Consider the following 17,014-nt stretch of genomic DNA (forward strand, 5'->3'; position numbering starts at 1 on the left):
CCTATGGAATCTTTGGTAAAAATAAAAAGGCGGGATTTTCTGAAAGCAGGTGCCGTCATTTCTTCGTTTTTTATTGTACCCCGACATGTGCTGGGAGGGCCCGGATATCTGGCTCCCAGTGATAAAATCAGTTTGGGATTTATAGGATGCGGGCGTCAAAGCGGTGGTTTGCGAAACCGTTTTCTGGATACGAAGGAAGCACAAATCGTTGCTGCTTCGGACGTCTATCGGATCAAACAGGAAACTTTCGTAAATGCAACAAACAAATGGTACGCCGATAAAGCTGAAAAAGGAAGCTATAAATCTGCTGTTGGTATTGAAGATTTTCGTGAGTTGCTGAATAGTAAAGATATAGATGCAGTCGTCATTGCTTCGCCGGATCATTGGCACGCGGCTATGGCGGTGCGTGCGGCGGAGGCGGGGAAGGATATATACTGCGAAAAACCGCTTTCACTGACTGTGAAAGAAGGTAGAGCGATGGTGAATGCAACCAGAAAGCACAACCGCGTCTTTCAGACGGGAAGTATGCAACGGTCTGCGAAGGAGTTCCGGCAGGCCGTGGAGCTGGTAAGAAGCGGGGCGATTGGTGAGGTGAAAACGGTTTATGTAAATGTGGGTGGTCCTCCAAAGGAATGGGATTTACAGGAGGAAACGCTGCCAGACGGACTTAAATGGGATCTGTGGATGGGACCTAACAGCGGGCGGCCATACAACAACGAACTTGCGCCGGCAATGAATGCTACCTTTTGGCCGAAGTGGAGAAATTACCGAGAATTTGGCGGGGGCGGTATGACAGACTGGGGCGCTCATATGTTTGACATTGCGCAATGGGGATTGGACATGGATAGCAGCGGACCTGTGGAGCTGGTATATTCAGAGCCGGGAAAGGGTTTGGTTTATAAATACGCGAACGGGATTGAGGTCGTTCACCGGCCTATGGAAGGCAGCAAGCAGCATTGTCATTTTGTGGGTACGAATGGGGAAGTGTGGGTTGCACGTGGAGAGCTTAAAACGACGCCCGAGTCTCTGAAAGATAAAGTTTTTAAGGATGGATCTTCAAATGTATATGCCAGCGACAATCATTACGCCGACTTTCTGAATGCCATTAAAACCAGAAAACCGCCGATCTGCGATGTAGAAACAGGTCATCGTACTGCATCCGTTTGTAACATTGGAAATATAGCCTATCAGTTGCAGCGGTCGCTCAAATGGGATCCTGCAAAGGAAACTTTTGTCAAAGATAAAGAGGCAGACAAGTTGCTGGGACGCGACATGAAGAAGGAGTGGAAAGTGTGAGGTCGCTTGTATACTGATATTGCCGGAGCGGTCGTAAAGCGGCGTTCCGGCAATGCAAACAATCATTTTACAAGAAAGGATAAGCCCATTCGCACGTAGTTTTATAATGAGAACTTACTAGTAGTTAACCGTCAATTCAGAACTAATTTTTTAATTTCTGAACGCCATTTGAAATTAGACTTTCGCCATGAGCTGCCGGCGAATAATCGAGCCTTCAATAATTGTGAAGGCCTCAATGCATTTACTGTTTCTAAAATATGGTATTTTTGTATCATGAGTGCAGCAACCACCGTCCTACGTTTTAGAGAACTAACCGAGTTAGAATCGGTATCCGCGAGGATTCTTGAATTTGGAAAACACATACCAATCTGGCTTTTTCAGGGTCACATGGGTGCGGGGAAAACCACGTTGATCAGGAGTTTGTGCAAGACTCTCGGAGTAACATCTTCGGTTCACAGCCCTACATTTTCGTTGGTGAATGAATACATCAGTGCCGACAAAAAGGTTATCTATCATTTCGATTTTTACAGGATTAAGAATGAAGTGGAAGCATTGGATATCGGCGTGGAAGAGTATTTTGATTCCGGCGATTTTTGTTTTGTAGAGTGGCCTTCCAAAATAGAAGGCTTATGGCCCGAGCATTATTTGCTGATTAATCTCAGTTTGCAGGAAAACGGGGTAAGAGTATTGGAAGCAGAGGAAATAGGGAAACTCTGACTTATCCGATCATTATTATTTCAAACAACATAATTGAATATTCATCAATAACAAATGGCGCAACCTCAGATCACCGGTTTCAAAGAGCTCGCAAAACAATCTGAACTCTATCCCCAGGAATCATTACTGGCAGTTAAAAAGGATCAGAATTCATTGTTGATTGGTTTGCCAAGAGAGGTGTCATTACAGGAAAACCGGATTGCGCTCACGCCGGATGCGGTGGGTATTCTGGTTCGTAACGGGCATGAAGTTTGGGTTGAAAAGGATGCCGGGAAAGGAGCCAATTTGTCGGATCATGAATATAGCGAAGCGGGTGCGCGCATTGTACACAGTCCGGAGGAAGTGTATAAGGCCAATCTGATATTGAAAGTGGAACCGCTTGTAGACGAAGAGTTTGGATACATCAGGCCGGGAACAACACTCATATCTGTTCTTAATTTACCCGCACTCGAAAAAAGTTATTTTGAAAAACTCAATCAGGCAAAAATAACAGGAATTGGTTATGAGCTTATTGAAGATAAGGTAGGAGGGAAACCTATTATCCGTGCCATGGGCGAAATTGCAGGAAGTACGGTTTTACTCATCGCCGCCGAGTACCTGTCTACGCCAAATGGAGGTCGTGGCATTATTCTGGGAGGTATTACAGGCGTGCCGCCAACCAAGATCGTTATTCTGGGAGCCGGAACAGTTGCCGAATACGCAACCCGTGCTGCCATTAGTGTGGGAGCCGATATCAAAGTTTTTGACAAACACATATACCGGCTGCAACGCTTAAAATACGCGATCGGGCAAAATCTTTACACTTCCATTATTGATTCCGATACGCTGGGAGAGGCAATAAGTAGGGCAGATGTGGTGATTGGAACCATGAGAGCCGAAAATGGGATCAGTCCGTTGGTGGTTACCAAAGAAATGGTATCTCAAATGAAACCCGGTTCTGTGATTATCGATGTGAGCATCGACCAGGGTGGTTCTTTTGAAACGTCTAAAATGACCACTCACAAAGATCCGATATTCAAATACAATGATGTGATTCATTACTGTGTGCCCAATATTCCATCCCGCGTAGCACATACAGCGAGCACGGCTTTGAGTAATGTTTTCCTTCCATTTTTACTGCAAACGGGAACAATTGGTGGTATTGAGGAAATGATTTATGCCAATCGTTGGTTTATGAAAGGGGTGTACTGCCACAAAGGAACGCTGACCAACTCGCACATCGCCAGAAGTTTTAATATGCGTTATAAAGATCTGACACTTTTGCTTGCAGCTAGAATGTAGATGGCTGTGAGCTGTTAGCTTGCGTATTGCCAAAAATAAGGTTTTGCTAACGCTAGCAGACAGCGGATTACAGGAATTTTTAAAACAAACGGGCTCACAGCTGATAGCTGAAAGCCGAAAGCCAAAAAATGATTAACAATAGCAATGAAAATTCCCTGATGGATGATGCCAACTCTCCGGAGTTGAACAGACAGATGATGGGGCTGGTTTCGGAAGATTTTGTCAAGATTTCGGATCAGTTAAAAGAAGCATCTTATCAGATTCGGAAACGCGGTTTTTCTGATTATCCTATTTTTATACTGGCTTATACCGAAGTGGAGCTGGGCGCATTATTGATTGGTGCGGGCGAGCTGACCAACCGTTACAGCTACCGCGCTTCCTTTATGCAGGAATTTGTCGATCGGAAACTGATCGGAGCGGAATCGGCAGAGGCATTTATAGAAAACTATAAAAATGCCGACGAGTACTGCTGCCTGTTTACGCTGCTTGGAGACTTTTCAGGTTTTATTTACGTGCCATATCCGGAAGATTAGTTTCCGATGAATAATTAAGAAGTGTTGGCTTGATACTAATTGATAGTAAAGTGTTTATATTTAGGCTGTTTGTAAATTGCCAAATCAATCAACCGCTTCTATGGAACCTAAATTATTACTTGAAAAAGAACTCGAACCTATCTTCCTTGAAAAACTGCCTGCCTTTCCTGAGAACGTGAAGGAGCCTATTGCCCAATATGGTCCGTATGTGATGCTTGTACTCGCTATTATCGGTCTTTTTGGACTATTAACAGCTTTCGGCATTGGTACGGCGGCAATAGGAGTTGGCGTTGCCGCATATGGCGGAGGTTTTAATTTTTACATTGGCATCGCCTTTGCTGCGCTTACAATGGTACTTTACCTGATGGCATTTACACCGTTACGCGCTCGTAAAAGAGCAGGTTGGAACCTGATTTATTATGCAACTCTTTTGAATCTGGTCGGAAGTATTTTGCAGCTCAATATCTTGGGAGCACTTATCGGCGCCTTCATTGGTTTCTGGATTTTGTTTCAGGTAAGAGATAAGTTTGTTGCCTGATTTTTCATAAAAAAATGGCATTATGTGAAAGCGAGTGGATTGTCCGCTCGCTTTTTGTTTTATACCATTAATCCGCCACAAACCGCTTTTGTACCACTTATTTTGGCGAAACATGAGATCCTTCGCATCTTTGAGTTAGGCTAATTGCCGTACACTCCCAATTTTGAAAGATCGAACCTATATTTTACCATCATCAGTTCTCTTTAAGTTAGTGATATGAATATTATTGAAGTGCAACATGTTTCCAAGGAATACGCCAATCACAAAGCGCTGGATGACGTCAGTATCAATATTCCGAAAGGTTGTATTTTCGGTCTACTCGGACCTAATGGTGCGGGAAAAACTTCTCTGATCCGCATCATCAACCAGATCACCGGTCCGGATTCAGGCCAAATCCTGTTCGATGGGCAGCCTCTGAACCAAAAGCACATTTCCAGAATCGGCTATTTGCCTGAGGAACGCGGTCTTTACAAAAAAATGAAAGTGGGCGAACAGCTCCTTTACCTTGCGCAACTGAAAGGACTTTCACAGAAAGAAGCGATGGAAAAGCTGAAAATCTGGTTTGTGAAATTTGACATTAAAACCTGGTGGGACAAAACTGTTTCCGATCTTTCCAAAGGGATGCAGCAAAAGGTGCAATTCGTTTCAACGGTAATGCATGAGCCGGATCTGATTATTCTGGATGAGCCGTTTTCAGGATTTGACCCGATCAACGCGAACCTTATTCGTGACGAGATTCTGGAACTTAAACAGAAAGGAAGTACCATTATTTTCTCAACCCACCGGATGGAAACTGTGGAAGAACTTTGCGATAACATAGCATTGATTCACAAAGCGAAAAAAGTATTGGACGGACCAAAACGCCAGATTAAGGAAGAATTTAAAACCAATACTTTTTTTGTTGAATACCGTGGTCAGCTTGTTGTGAATACAGATCTGTATTCGTTGGAACCATCGAAAGAACTGGATGAAGGATATAAAAGAACAAGCATTCACTTGCCAGCCGGAATCACGCCCAATCAGTTGCTGGGTGACTTAGTGAATCAGGTTGAGATCCGCTCCTTCGGAGAAAATATTCCTACTATGAGTGATATTTTTATGAGGGCTGTAAACGAGGTGCCAGAAGGATAACTGGTCTGAGAATCCGGTCTGCAAGCCTTTTTAGGCTGGCTGAACGGGAAATAGCCTGCAAGCTCAAACAATAAAATGTCGACATTCAAAACATTAATCAAACCTACTAATGCGTAATATTTTCCTGGTTATTAGAAGAGAGTATATGGTAAGGGTCAAGAAAAAATCTTTCCTGATCATGACCATTCTGGGGCCGCTTCTCTTTGCTGCATTTTACGCAGCGGTGATATGGATCTCCATCGGTTCTGTTGAACTAAAAACGGTTCAGGTTGTGGATGAAAGCAGTATGTTCAAAGACAAATTCAAGGATAGTGAGTCGCTGAAATTCTCTTATTTGTCGTCTCCGATCGATTCTGCCAAAAAAGGTTTTCAGAAAAGCGGAGCTAACGCACTGGTATACATTCCTAAAAATGTAATTAAAGAACCCAAAAGCGTACGGATTTACGCTGCCAAGAACGTCAGTATGGAGCTAAAATCCGGCATTGAGGATGTGATTGAAAAACAGATTGAAGAAATAAAACTTTCGGAAGCAGGCATTACACACAAGATACTGGAAGATTCCCGCGTCAATGTAAAATCTGAAACAATCAGCCTGAGCGAAGAAGGTGAAAAAACGAGCAGTTCAGGCGCAGCTACGGTAATTGGCGGTATTTGCGCTTTCCTGATCTATATGTCGGTATTCATTTACGGCACGCAGGTTATGAGAGGCATTACGGAAGAGAAAACAAACCGGATCGTTGAGGTTATTATTTCGTCGGTAAAACCTTATCAGTTGATGATGGGTAAAATCATAGGTGTGGCTCTGGTTGGATTAACCCAGTTTGTACTCTGGATTTTCCTGACGGCTTCACTTTCATCCGTTGCAACAAAGGTGATGGGGGACAAGCTGTCCAAGGAAGCGAAAGCCGTAACCGAAATGCAGCAAGGTGTGCAGAACAACTCAGTGCCGGGAGGAAATGTTCAGAATCCTGTCGCGGAAGTAATGGGTGCCATCAGCAGTCTCAATATTCCACTTATCGTGTCGTGCTTCCTGTTTTATTATTTGGGAGGATATTTGTTGTATAGCGCACTTTTTGGCGCCGTTGGAGCAGCGGTAGACAATGATGCCGATACCCAGCAGTTTATGCTGCCCATCACATTGCCTATTATATTCTCATTTATTTTCGCGCAATTCGTACTTCGTGATCCCGACGGTAGTCTGGCATTCTGGACGTCGATTATCCCGTTCACATCACCCATTATTATGATGGTGCGTATACCATTTGGTGTACCTGCCTGGGAGTTGGCACTGTCGATGGTGTTGCTTGTCCTTGGTTTTATGGGCACAATCTGGTTCGCCGCCAGAATTTACCGTGTTGGTATTTTGATGTACGGTAAAAAAGTTACGTACAAGGAATTAGCGAAGTGGATATTTTATAAGTAAGGAGTTAAGAAATAAGGAGTTAAAGAAGTTATAAAAATAGAAGTTAAGGAGTTAGAAAGGAGTTGAGGATAAGCGCTGGTCGTGATGTCTTGACTCCCTTTTTGTGTCAGCTACCTTTAGTATGGACTGGCTGTTCAAGACTACTGTAACTTCCCTAAATCTTCTGCTTCCCCACAGTTTAGCCTGCTAAAGAGCGTTCAGACCGGGACCTCTTCATCCTTGCGAAGGTAACTTCCCTTAACTCCTGTAACTTCCCATAACTTCTCCCTTCCTCCGTTCAGCCCGGCCAGCGTGGCCCGCTAAAGAGCGTTCAGACCGGAATGGATCCTAACTTCTCCAACTTCCCTTAACTTCTCACCTAGTTAACACTTTTTAAGAGCCCGTAAACCTTGCGGTTGAGGTTATTTTGCTAATTTTGACCCGACCATTGAAAATACGTTTCAGATTACGTATCCATTTGTGTTCTTATGCAATTCAAATTTTACATTTTATATTTAATTAAATGACCCGATTCAGTCGTGCCAACAACCTTACGGGTTGGATTGTCTTCGCCATTGCACTCATTACATACACGCTCACCGTCGAAAGGACGGCCAGCTTTTGGGATTGCGGCGAATTTATTGCCTGTGCATTTAAGTTGCAGGTTCCTCACCCTCCGGGAGCACCGTTTTTCCTCCTTGTAGGACGAATTTTCGCCCTTTTCGCTTTTGGTGATCTTACCAATGTGGCATACTGGGTCAATATGGTTTCTGTGCTCAGTTCGGCATTTACAATCCTTTTCCTCTTCTGGACCATCACCTTGCTTGCAAGAAAAATAATCGGTAAAGCCGATGAAGATCTTACTCCTGGCGATGTAATCCTACTGATGGGTTCTGGTATCATTGGAGCGCTGGCTTATACCTGGTCCGATTCATTCTGGTTTTCAGCTGTTGAAGCGGAAGTTTATGGGATGTCGTCTTTCTTTACAGCAATCGTAATCTGGGCTGTTTTTAAATGGGAACGCATTCAGGATCCTGCTGCTGAGAATCGTTATCTGATCTTTATCGCCTATCTGGTAGGTATTTCTATCGGTGTCCATTTGCTTAACCTGGTAACTATTCCTGCGTTGGCATTGGTATATTATTTCAAGAAATACAAGAATCCAAACCTTTTTGGAGGTATCATAGCCTTCGGTTGCGGACTCATTGTGTTGGCAATCATCAACTCAGCCATCATTCCTGGTTTACCGAGCGTGGCAGGAAAGTTTGAGATATTCTTCGTGAATAGCCTGGGTATGCCTTACAAATCCGGGGTAATTTTCTTCATCATCATATTCATTGGAGCGCTTATCTGGGGTATTCGCTATTCGCAGCAGAAGAGCAAAGTATTGCTTAATACAGGTTTGCTTTCTCTTGCATTTGTATTGGTTGGTTACGCCAGTTATCTGATGGTATTGGTTCGTGCAGAGTACAATCCGCCAATCAATGAAAACAATCCTGACGATGTACTAAGCTTTGTTTCTTATCTGAAAAGAGAGCAGTATGGTAGTCGTCCACTTCTTTACGGGCCATCGTTTGTAACCCGCCCGGTAAGCCAGAAACGTGGCGCGCCTATGTACCGCAAGCAAGATGGCAAATATGTAATTTATGACTACCGTCCTGAATATGAATATGAGCCGGGAAGCAGCATGTTGTTGCCACGTATGTACAGTACGCAGGCAGGGCACCCGCAGCTTTACCAGCAAATGACAGGATTGGCAGAAGGCCAGAAACCGACAATGGGACACAATTTGTCGTTTATGTTCTCGTATCAGATCGGACACATGTACTGGCGATACTTCCTCTGGAACTTTGTAGGACGTGAAAGTGACGAGGAAGGAGCAGGTAATCTGCTTCCTTGGGATGCAGGCAAAAAATATCCTTCTCCAATTGCTAACAACAAGGCGCATGACAACTACTTCATGCTTCCATTTATTCTGGGTTTGCTGGGAATTGTTGTGGCATACGCAAGACAAAAGAAGGATTTGTTAATACTCGGTTTACTCTTTGTGCTAACAGGAGTTGCTCTGGTGGTATACCTGAACTCACCTCCCACAGAACCCCGTGAACGTGACTATATTTATGTCGGATCATTCTATATCTTCTGTATCTGGATTGGTTTTGGCGTGATTGCGATTGCAGACGGTATCGGGAAGTTTGTCAAAAATGCTTCTACGCGAGCTGGTGTTGCAACGGCATTATGTCTTGTTGTTCCTGTTATGATGGGTGCCAAAGGCTGGAATAATCACAATAGAAACCACAGATACCATTCAGTTGATTTTGCTAAAAACTTGCTGAACTCCTGTGCGCCAAACGCGATCCTGTTTACCGGTGGTGATAATGATACATTCCCATTGTGGTATGTACAGGAAGTAGAAGGTTTCCGTACCGACGTACGTGTATGTAACCTGAGCTTACTGGGTACCGATTGGTATATCGATCAGATGAAGCGTAAAACATATCTTTCAGAGGCATTACCGATTTCATTGGATAAAGGAAATTATGCTTTTGGTAAAAACGATATCGTTCCGTTTTATGAAATCCCAAGTGTAAAGGGAGGAATTAACCTGAAAGAATATCTTTCACTTGTTAAGACCGAGAACAAAGCGATTCAGGTTCCACTTACAAGTGGTGACATGACTTCAATCCTGCCATCTTCTGTACTGTTCCTTCCTGTGGATGCAGATGCGATTAGAAAAATGAATATCGTGAAAGCTGACCTTGCTCCATTTATTGGTGATTCGATTAGCTGGACAATTGGTAAAGGAGATCTTTATAAATCGGATCTGATCATGCTGGATATCATTTCCACCAACGAATGGAAACGACCGATCTATTTCTCATCAACATTGGGCGGTTCAAGTTATCTCAATTTGAAAGAATACATGCAGCTTGAAGGCTACGCATACCGACTATTGCCTGTACGTGTACCGGGTGCTCAGGATGGTTATGTGAATTCGGATGTGATGTACAAAAACCTGATGACGAAAATGGAGTGGAGAGAACTGGACAACCCTAATACGTATTACGACAATACCTATCTTGGATCTCCTGTTGCCACTGCGCGTATTGCGTTCCTTCGGTTGGCAGGACAACTTCTGTCTGACGGACGTAAGGATGAGGCGAAAAAAGCAATAGAAAGATCATTGTCTACCATGCCTGACAAGAGCATTCCATACGATAACTTCTCAGCAAATTTTATCGGGATATTGTTTGAATTGGGAGAAACTAAGAAAGCACTTGAAATTGCCGAAACAATGGCGACCCGTGCTGACGAAGTGTTGACATGGGCAAAAGACAACGGTACTACCAAACGTCGTGACAGCAACCTGTATTTATACATCATGCAGACGATCGTTCAGGAATGCCGCGAAGCCAAACAGGAAGCAGCAGCGAAGAAATACGAAGCTATTTTCCAGAAACATCTTGCAGCTTTTAATATGTACGGAGGTCAGTAAGCCGAAGTAGATTGAATTAATAACGACGGAGATTGTAGCGATACAGTCTCCGTTTTTTGTGCGGATCTCTTAAAATATAGCCGGCGAAAGAATTAGTATCTGTAAGTAACATAAAAGTATAAATCGGTATACTAACGCATGATCAGCTGGCGTTCACATTTTTGACGACGGGAGAATGGTAATCAGGAGAAAGTGGAAGTCATGAAACAATAGCTGAGCGTTGAATACTTGTCAATATACAATTGTTTTTCACCCTAAATTCTCCTGCAATGAAACTCCTTCCAAGATTAGTAATGTTATTCACCACAACGGCGTTTTGTGTTTGCAATACGATGGCTCAAACTGTTATGTCTCCTTCGCCGTATGGTTCATCATCTTTCCTACGTATTGCCCCGGATGCCCGTAGTGCTGGTTTGGGCGATGCGGGCGTTGCATTGAGTCCCGATGCTAATTCTATCTACTGGAATGCTTCCAAAAACGCATTCTCGGATCGTGATTTTGGCGCGTCCGTATCCTATGGTTCCTGGCTTCGCAGTATCAGGGATGATGTTTGGCATGGCACTGCGAGTGTGTATAAGAAGCTGGGTGACAAGCAGGCGTTAGCTGCATCAATTACACATTTTAATTGGGGGACAGATTCTCTGTACGATATGAGCGCTAGTCCGGTTAGTATTGGCGCACGACGTTTAACAGATAATGCGTTCAGCCTGGCCTATTCCAGAAAGCTGGGACAAAATTTTTCAATGGGGTTAACCTTGAAATACATCCGATCGTTTTCCCCAAATGTTATTTCAGCAGATGCGAGGGATCTTAAAGCTGTCGGCGTTGTAGCCGGGGATATCAGTGCGTATTACAGAAAAGAACATTACAATACAACCACGGGTAGGAACTTGACCTGGTCGCTGGGGGCTGTTTTGGCTAATATTGGAGATAAGTTTGATTACAGTAGCTCCGCAGCCGCGCCGTTTGCGTTTCTTCCGACCACATTCAAACTAGGTGGTGGATTGTCGTTCACGAGGAACGGTAACCATAAAATTAACCTCATTGTCGATGCCAGTAAATTAGTTACACCCACACCTGTTAATGGTGTAAATCCATCAGGAATATCGCCATGGGATGCCATTTGGAAATCTTTTTCAGATGCACCCGGAGGATTCAAGGAAGAAATGCAGGAAGTTATCTTGTCGGGCGGAGCGGAGTACTGGTACAAAAATAAACTTGCTTTGCGAGGCGGCTATTTCGGCGAACACAAATACAAAGGAGATGTGAAATATTTCACAACTGGCGCAGGTGTTCGCTTTTGTAAAAATTATGGAGTGGATTTGTCATATCTAATTCCAGTCAGAAAAAACAGCCCCATAGCTCAAACGTATAGAGTGAGTTTGTTGGTCGATTTTGGAGGTAGAATGATTTAGTTGTATTAAACCGTTTTCGGTTAAATTTCCTGAAAAGCCCTATGCAGAACTAGTCCTGCATAGGGCTTTTGTTTTGTGCAACTAGTTACTGGTGCTGGATTTGGCTATTTAATTATATTTTGATTTAATTATATTTTTTAAAATATTATAGCTCCATTATTGATTTATTTAAAAATTAAATTGTCATTTACGAGTTAATTATGAATGAATTATAACTCAACCAAAACCTAACTGTGATGAAAAAGTGTTTATTTATTTGGTTTCTTACCTTCATTGTAGGAACCATTTCTGTTGTGCCAGCCCAAGCACAGGATCGACAACTTACGGGTAAGGTAAGCGATGAAAAAGCGGAAGGTCTTCCCGGTGTCAACATTCTGATCAAAGGAACAACACGTGGAACCAACAGCGATGGAGAAGGAAAGTTTAGTCTTTCCGTACCGGCTTCGGGCATTTTGATTTTTTCTTCGGTAGGATATACTTCCAAAGAAGTGTCGTTTAATTCATCCATGACTAACGTGGATATTGATCTCGTTCCTGATTCACGCAATCTCGACGAGGTAGTGGTAACAGCTTTGGGTATAGAACGCAAAGCAGAAAGTCTTACGTATTCCACTCAGGCTATTAAAGGAGCTGAGTTAACCCGCGCAAAAGACCCTAATCCGATGAACAATCTTGTCGGAAAAATATCGGGTTTACAAATTAACAGAAGCTCTTCCGGGATTGGCGGATCTGTTAATATTACACTAAGGGGACTTAAATCCAACAGAAGTAACCAGCCCTTATATGTTGTCGACGGATTACCGATTACCAACACTGCCGGTAGCGGATCAGAAGGATCATTTGGCGGCGGAACCGATAGAGGTGATATTTTGAGTACGCTTAATGCGGACGATATAACAAGCATTAACGTACTGAAAGGAGCCTCGGCTTCGGCTTTGTATGGAAGTCAGGGTGCAAATGGTGCCATTATGATCACTACAAAAAAAGGAACTTCTGGTCGCACGCGTATTGATTTTTCGAGCAGCGCTACATTCGACAAGGCTTTTTACATGCCGAAATTACAATACAGCTATGGTCAAACACCGAGTGCCGATGGAGGAACCTCTTATTCTGAGGAGAGCTGGGGCGCTAAGGGAAACTATCAGGACAATACAAAAGGATTTCTTAACACAGGTTCGACGTTGATAAACAGCATCGGGCTAAGCGGAGGAACAGACAAAGTGCAGAATTACTTTTCCTATGCCAATACAACAAACAAGGGGATTTTGCCAACCAACAAGTTTAATCAGCATACCCTATCTTTTCGGAATTCAACCAAATTTTTTGGCGATGCGCTATCATTTGATGGCAACCTGATGTACTCAACCCAGAAGATCCATAATCGTCCGAGCTCTGGTCTTTACTTTGGTGTACTTCCGGGCGTTTACATGTTTCCCCGTGGTTTGGATTTTGACAAGTACAAGCAATATGAATACATGTCGCCTACAAGAAATCTTTATCTGCAGGATTGGTATAACATTAATTATGACAAAGGGCAGGGTGGTACGCACCATCAGCAAAATCCTTACTGGGTGTTGAACAGAAATGCAACAGATCAGACAAGAAACAACATCATTGGAGCAGCTAATCTTAAATATACCTTTACCGACTGGTTGAGTCTTAGTGTGAGAGGAACGCTGAATCAGCAGTGGAACAAATTTGAGAGGAAAGTGTATGCAGGAACACAGGGAATTATTTCAGGAGAAACGATTGCTGGGGTTTTAAATGACAACGGAAGATATCAGCGTGAAGAGGGAAGCGGTACTACCAAGTATGGAGATATACTTTTGATAGGAAATAAGAACCTCAACGAAAACCTGGAACTAAACTTTACGTTGGGGGGATCTATCAACGACATCAAGAGTTCCAACTGGGCGCTGGATGCCAGAAAGCTAAAAACAGCTAACGCCTTTCTCCTGAATAATCTTTACAGAGATGCGCCGATAAATTCCTTGAAGGAAACATTTGTAAGACGTCAGATACAATCTGTTTTTGCTTCTGCGAATCTTGGCATCAACAAATACCTGTATGTGGATTTGACTGCCAGAAACGACTGGGCATCTACGTTGGCCAATACGCCAAGTGCTAAGTCGGGTTACTTCTACTATTCCGCAGGTATTACCACTGTTCTTGGTGAGATGTTCAAATTACCGGAATGGAATAATTACAGCAAGTTGCGGTTCTCGTATGCACAGGTAGGTAACGATGTGAGCGAGTTTGTGACTCAGATTCCATCGGCCAAATTTGGCAGCGGTCTTCTTGAAATCAACAATTCAGGCGTGTTTGAAGGTGTACCATTGAAACCAGAAATCAGCGGTAGTTTTGAGCTGGGTTATGAAGCGCGATTTATCAATAACCGGCTGAACCTGGATGTTGCTTTGTATAAGACCAATACTAAAAACCAGTATTTCTCTTTTGATGGTCCATTGGGTATGCTTAATACAAAAGTGCTGCTTAATGCCGGTGATGTGGAAAACAAAGGGATAGAAATTTCTCTTGGTTATGATGTTATCGATACGGATAAATTTAGCTGGAAAACCGGTCTGAATTATACTGCTAACCGTAACAAGGTTTTAAAACTGCATCCTCAATTGGCTCAAACCTATCCAATTGGAGGGAACTTCAATGTGTTGAGACTGAATGGATCTTTCGGAGATTTTTGGGGTAAAACTTTCCTGAGAGATGAAGCGGGCAAAATGATGGTAAGCACCAAGGATAGCATTCCTCTTTCTGGTCCGGATGGTTACATAGGCAACAGTAATCCAAAGGCACTCATTGGCTGGAACAACACAATAACTTACGGTAACCTGTCATTGAATTTTACGATTGACGGAAGGTTTGGCGGACAGGTTATCAGCATTACGGAAGGATATCTCAATTCTTTTGGTGTGAGCCAGGCCAGTGCTGATGCACGTGACAATGGAGGAGTAGTGATTGATGCCGTGAACGAAGACGGGCAGGCCATTACCAAAATCTCAGCGAAAAAGTATTATGCAGCTGTTGGTAACCGGGATGGAATCATTGAAGGGGAAGTTTACAACGCTACCAACATCAGAATGCGCGAAATCTCTCTGTACTACAATTTGCCTATCAAAAGTAAGTTGATTAGCAATGCCAGCATCGGTTTGGTTGGGCGTAATCTGTTTTTCTTCAGAAATGATGCACCGTATGATCCTGAGCTAAATACTACAACAGGCGTAGGAGGGCAGGGGTTGGATATTTTTGGGCTGCCGACAACGCGCAGCATGGGAGTAAATCTTAAACTATCCTTCTAGTCGCATTCAAATAGTTCTGAAAAAACATTAACCAGATTTAAAATGAATAAGCTAAAATATATATCCAAATGCGTATGCACTGCCCTTGTACTGGTGGCATTAATACCTGGCTGTACTGCTAATTTTGAGGACCTGAATACTGATCCGCTTGGACTAACAGATGAGCAGGCGGGAAGTGACTTTGAGTTGGTAGCGGCATTTCTACAACAGGCGCAGAGAGCCGTAATACCGGAAGACGTTGGGACTTACCAACTGACGGAAAATCTGATAAGTGACTGTTACAGCGGTTACATGGCAGCGCAAGCTCCATTTCGATCCAATTCCAATAACCTTACTTACGAGCTGGTCGATGGCTGGAACTCCAATGTCTGGATTTATCGGTACGTGAACGTGATGAATCCCACTTATAAGGTAATGGAGTTGGCCAAAAGTAACACCAACTTCAAGGATTTGGATGCTCTGGCGCGCATTATTAAAGTGTCTGCAATGGCGCGGGTTAGTGAAAAAATAGGACCGATCATTTACAGTAAGTACAATGTATCGGAGGCAGATGGGAGTATTTCTTACGATGAGCAAAAGGATATTTATCCATTGTTTTTTGCTGATTTGGAAAAGGCAATTACCAGTTTGAAGGAGCTTAAAACGGTTGCCACTTCGCCACAGATGAAAAAGGCTGATCTGGCCTATACAGCCAATAATTACGACAATTGGTTGAGATATGCCAATACACTTCGGCTTAGATTGGCTTTGCGTATTGTGAAAGTAGCGCCGGCCCTTGCTAAAACTCAGGGTGAGGCAGCTTTGGATCCTCAGAATGGAGGGCTTTTGGAAGCCAACAGTCAAAACTGTTTCATTACAACAAGTGTTACGCATCCGCTCAACATCATCACCAGTCCGACAGACTGGAGTGATACCCGTATGGGCGCCCCCATGGAGTCCATTATGGGTGGATACAATGATCCTCGTATTGGTAAGTATTTTGTGCCTGCAAAAGATCCGGCTGTTTTGAATCAGTTCAAAGGAATTCGCAGTGGTATTGATATCAAAGACAAAGCTACGTACAATGGCTATTCTGAACTTGTTCGTTTTCCTCAAAAAATGCAGCTTATGGTAGCGGCGGAATCCTGGTTTTTAAAAGCAGAAGCTGCGTTAAGAGGATGGACAAATGCAGGTGTTGCCAAAACCAACTACGAAACGGGAATTGACCGTTCGATGGAAATGCACGGTGCAAGTGCTCAGGCAGCTGCATATAAAAATGATGCAACCAGCAAGCCAAAACCGTATGTCGATCCCAAGGCGCTTACCGCTGGTCAGAATGACGTTGCGGCTACATCGCCCTATCTGAGCACGATCACAATAAAATGGGATGATGCTGCGACTAATGACAAAAAGCTGGAAAGAATCATTACACAGAAATGGATTGCTCTTTTCCCGGATGGTGAAGAAGCATGGGCTGAATACCGCAGAACAGGATATCCTGTTTTGTTTCCGGTGGTAGTGAATTTAAGTGCGGGAAGAATCCCAACCATACCTGGGGTAAGACGTATTCAAATACCAATTCGGGAATACAATACCAATGGTCCTGCTGCAAATGCTGCCGCCGCTAAACTAGGCGGAGCCGATACGGGAGCGACCAGACTTTGGTGGGATGTTGCTGATAAGAGTTTTTAAGTCCTGAGAAGAAATCAGACTCGAAATCGTATAGTTGAATTGTAACTGAACCGGGCAGCTGTGAAATCACTTTCAGATTTCACAGCTGCCCGGTTTTCTATCTTATCAGTAACTAGACAGGAGTAGATAATTTTATCATGAAAAGTGCTTTTTTACTACAAAACTTACTATTTAGTATTTTTAGAGCTAATACTTAAATTAACCAGATAAAAGTTGAGCT

11 protein-coding genes are annotated in these 17,014 nt (G+C 43.3%); all 11 read left to right on the plus strand.

The window, feature by feature from the left end; genetic code table 11:
* The first annotated feature begins 3 nt into the window (after positions 1-3).
* The 11 genes from LZG71_RS10810 to LZG71_RS10860 all read left to right on the plus strand — a co-directional run bounded on the left by LZG71_RS10810 (position 4) and on the right by LZG71_RS10860 (position 16,794).
* The gene (locus tag LZG71_RS10810) at positions 4-1,296 is read left to right on the plus strand and encodes a Gfo/Idh/MocA family protein (RefSeq protein ID WP_233820303.1); all 1,293 of its coding nucleotides are present in this window, start codon (positions 4-6) and stop codon (positions 1,294-1,296) included.
* 273 nt (positions 1,297-1,569) lie between these two features.
* On the plus strand, positions 1,570-2,013 hold the full coding sequence (gene tsaE, locus LZG71_RS10815) for a tRNA (adenosine(37)-N6)-threonylcarbamoyltransferase complex ATPase subunit type 1 TsaE (protein WP_233820305.1): 444 nt from the start codon (positions 1,570-1,572) through the stop codon (positions 2,011-2,013).
* 54 nt (positions 2,014-2,067) lie between these two features.
* A complete protein-coding gene (locus LZG71_RS10820) occupies positions 2,068-3,294 on the plus strand; it encodes an alanine dehydrogenase (protein WP_233820306.1) in 1,227 nt (408 codons plus the stop codon).
* 128 nt (positions 3,295-3,422) lie between these two features.
* Entirely contained in the window at positions 3,423-3,827 is a 405-nt protein-coding gene (locus LZG71_RS10825; RefSeq protein WP_233820307.1) for a hypothetical protein, read from the plus strand.
* Positions 3,828-3,927: 100 nt separating this feature from the next.
* Positions 3,928-4,365, plus strand: a complete 438-nt coding sequence (locus tag LZG71_RS10830; protein WP_233820308.1) for a hypothetical protein — start codon at positions 3,928-3,930, stop codon at positions 4,363-4,365.
* 216 nt (positions 4,366-4,581) lie between these two features.
* Positions 4,582-5,496 (plus strand): ABC transporter ATP-binding protein, encoded by a 915-nt coding sequence (locus LZG71_RS10835; RefSeq protein ID WP_233820311.1) that lies wholly within the window; start codon positions 4,582-4,584, stop codon positions 5,494-5,496.
* A gap of 109 nt (positions 5,497-5,605) precedes the next feature.
* The gene (locus LZG71_RS10840; protein WP_233820312.1) at positions 5,606-6,919 is read left to right on the plus strand and encodes an ABC transporter permease; all 1,314 of its coding nucleotides are present in this window, start codon (positions 5,606-5,608) and stop codon (positions 6,917-6,919) included.
* Positions 6,920-7,421: 502 nt separating this feature from the next.
* Positions 7,422-10,394 carry a DUF2723 domain-containing protein gene (locus LZG71_RS10845; protein WP_233820313.1) on the plus strand — a complete coding sequence of 991 codons (2,973 nt, stop codon included), beginning with the start codon at positions 7,422-7,424 and terminating at the stop codon, positions 10,392-10,394.
* Positions 10,395-10,663: 269 nt separating this feature from the next.
* Positions 10,664-11,809, plus strand: coding sequence for a type IX secretion system outer membrane channel protein PorV (porV, locus tag LZG71_RS10850; protein WP_233820315.1), 1,146 nt, complete (start codon positions 10,664-10,666; stop codon positions 11,807-11,809).
* A 236-nt stretch (positions 11,810-12,045) separates the two neighbouring features.
* Positions 12,046-15,123, plus strand: coding sequence for a SusC/RagA family TonB-linked outer membrane protein (locus tag LZG71_RS10855; protein ID WP_233820316.1), 3,078 nt, complete (start codon positions 12,046-12,048; stop codon positions 15,121-15,123).
* A gap of 42 nt (positions 15,124-15,165) precedes the next feature.
* The gene (locus LZG71_RS10860) at positions 15,166-16,794 is read left to right on the plus strand and encodes a SusD/RagB family nutrient-binding outer membrane lipoprotein (RefSeq protein WP_233820317.1); all 1,629 of its coding nucleotides are present in this window, start codon (positions 15,166-15,168) and stop codon (positions 16,792-16,794) included.
* The last annotated feature ends 220 nt before the right edge of the window (positions 16,795-17,014 follow it).

Origin of the sequence: Dyadobacter sp. CY312, assembly GCF_021390535.1 — a bacterium.
Lineage (GTDB): Bacteria > Bacteroidota > Bacteroidia > Cytophagales > Spirosomataceae > Dyadobacter.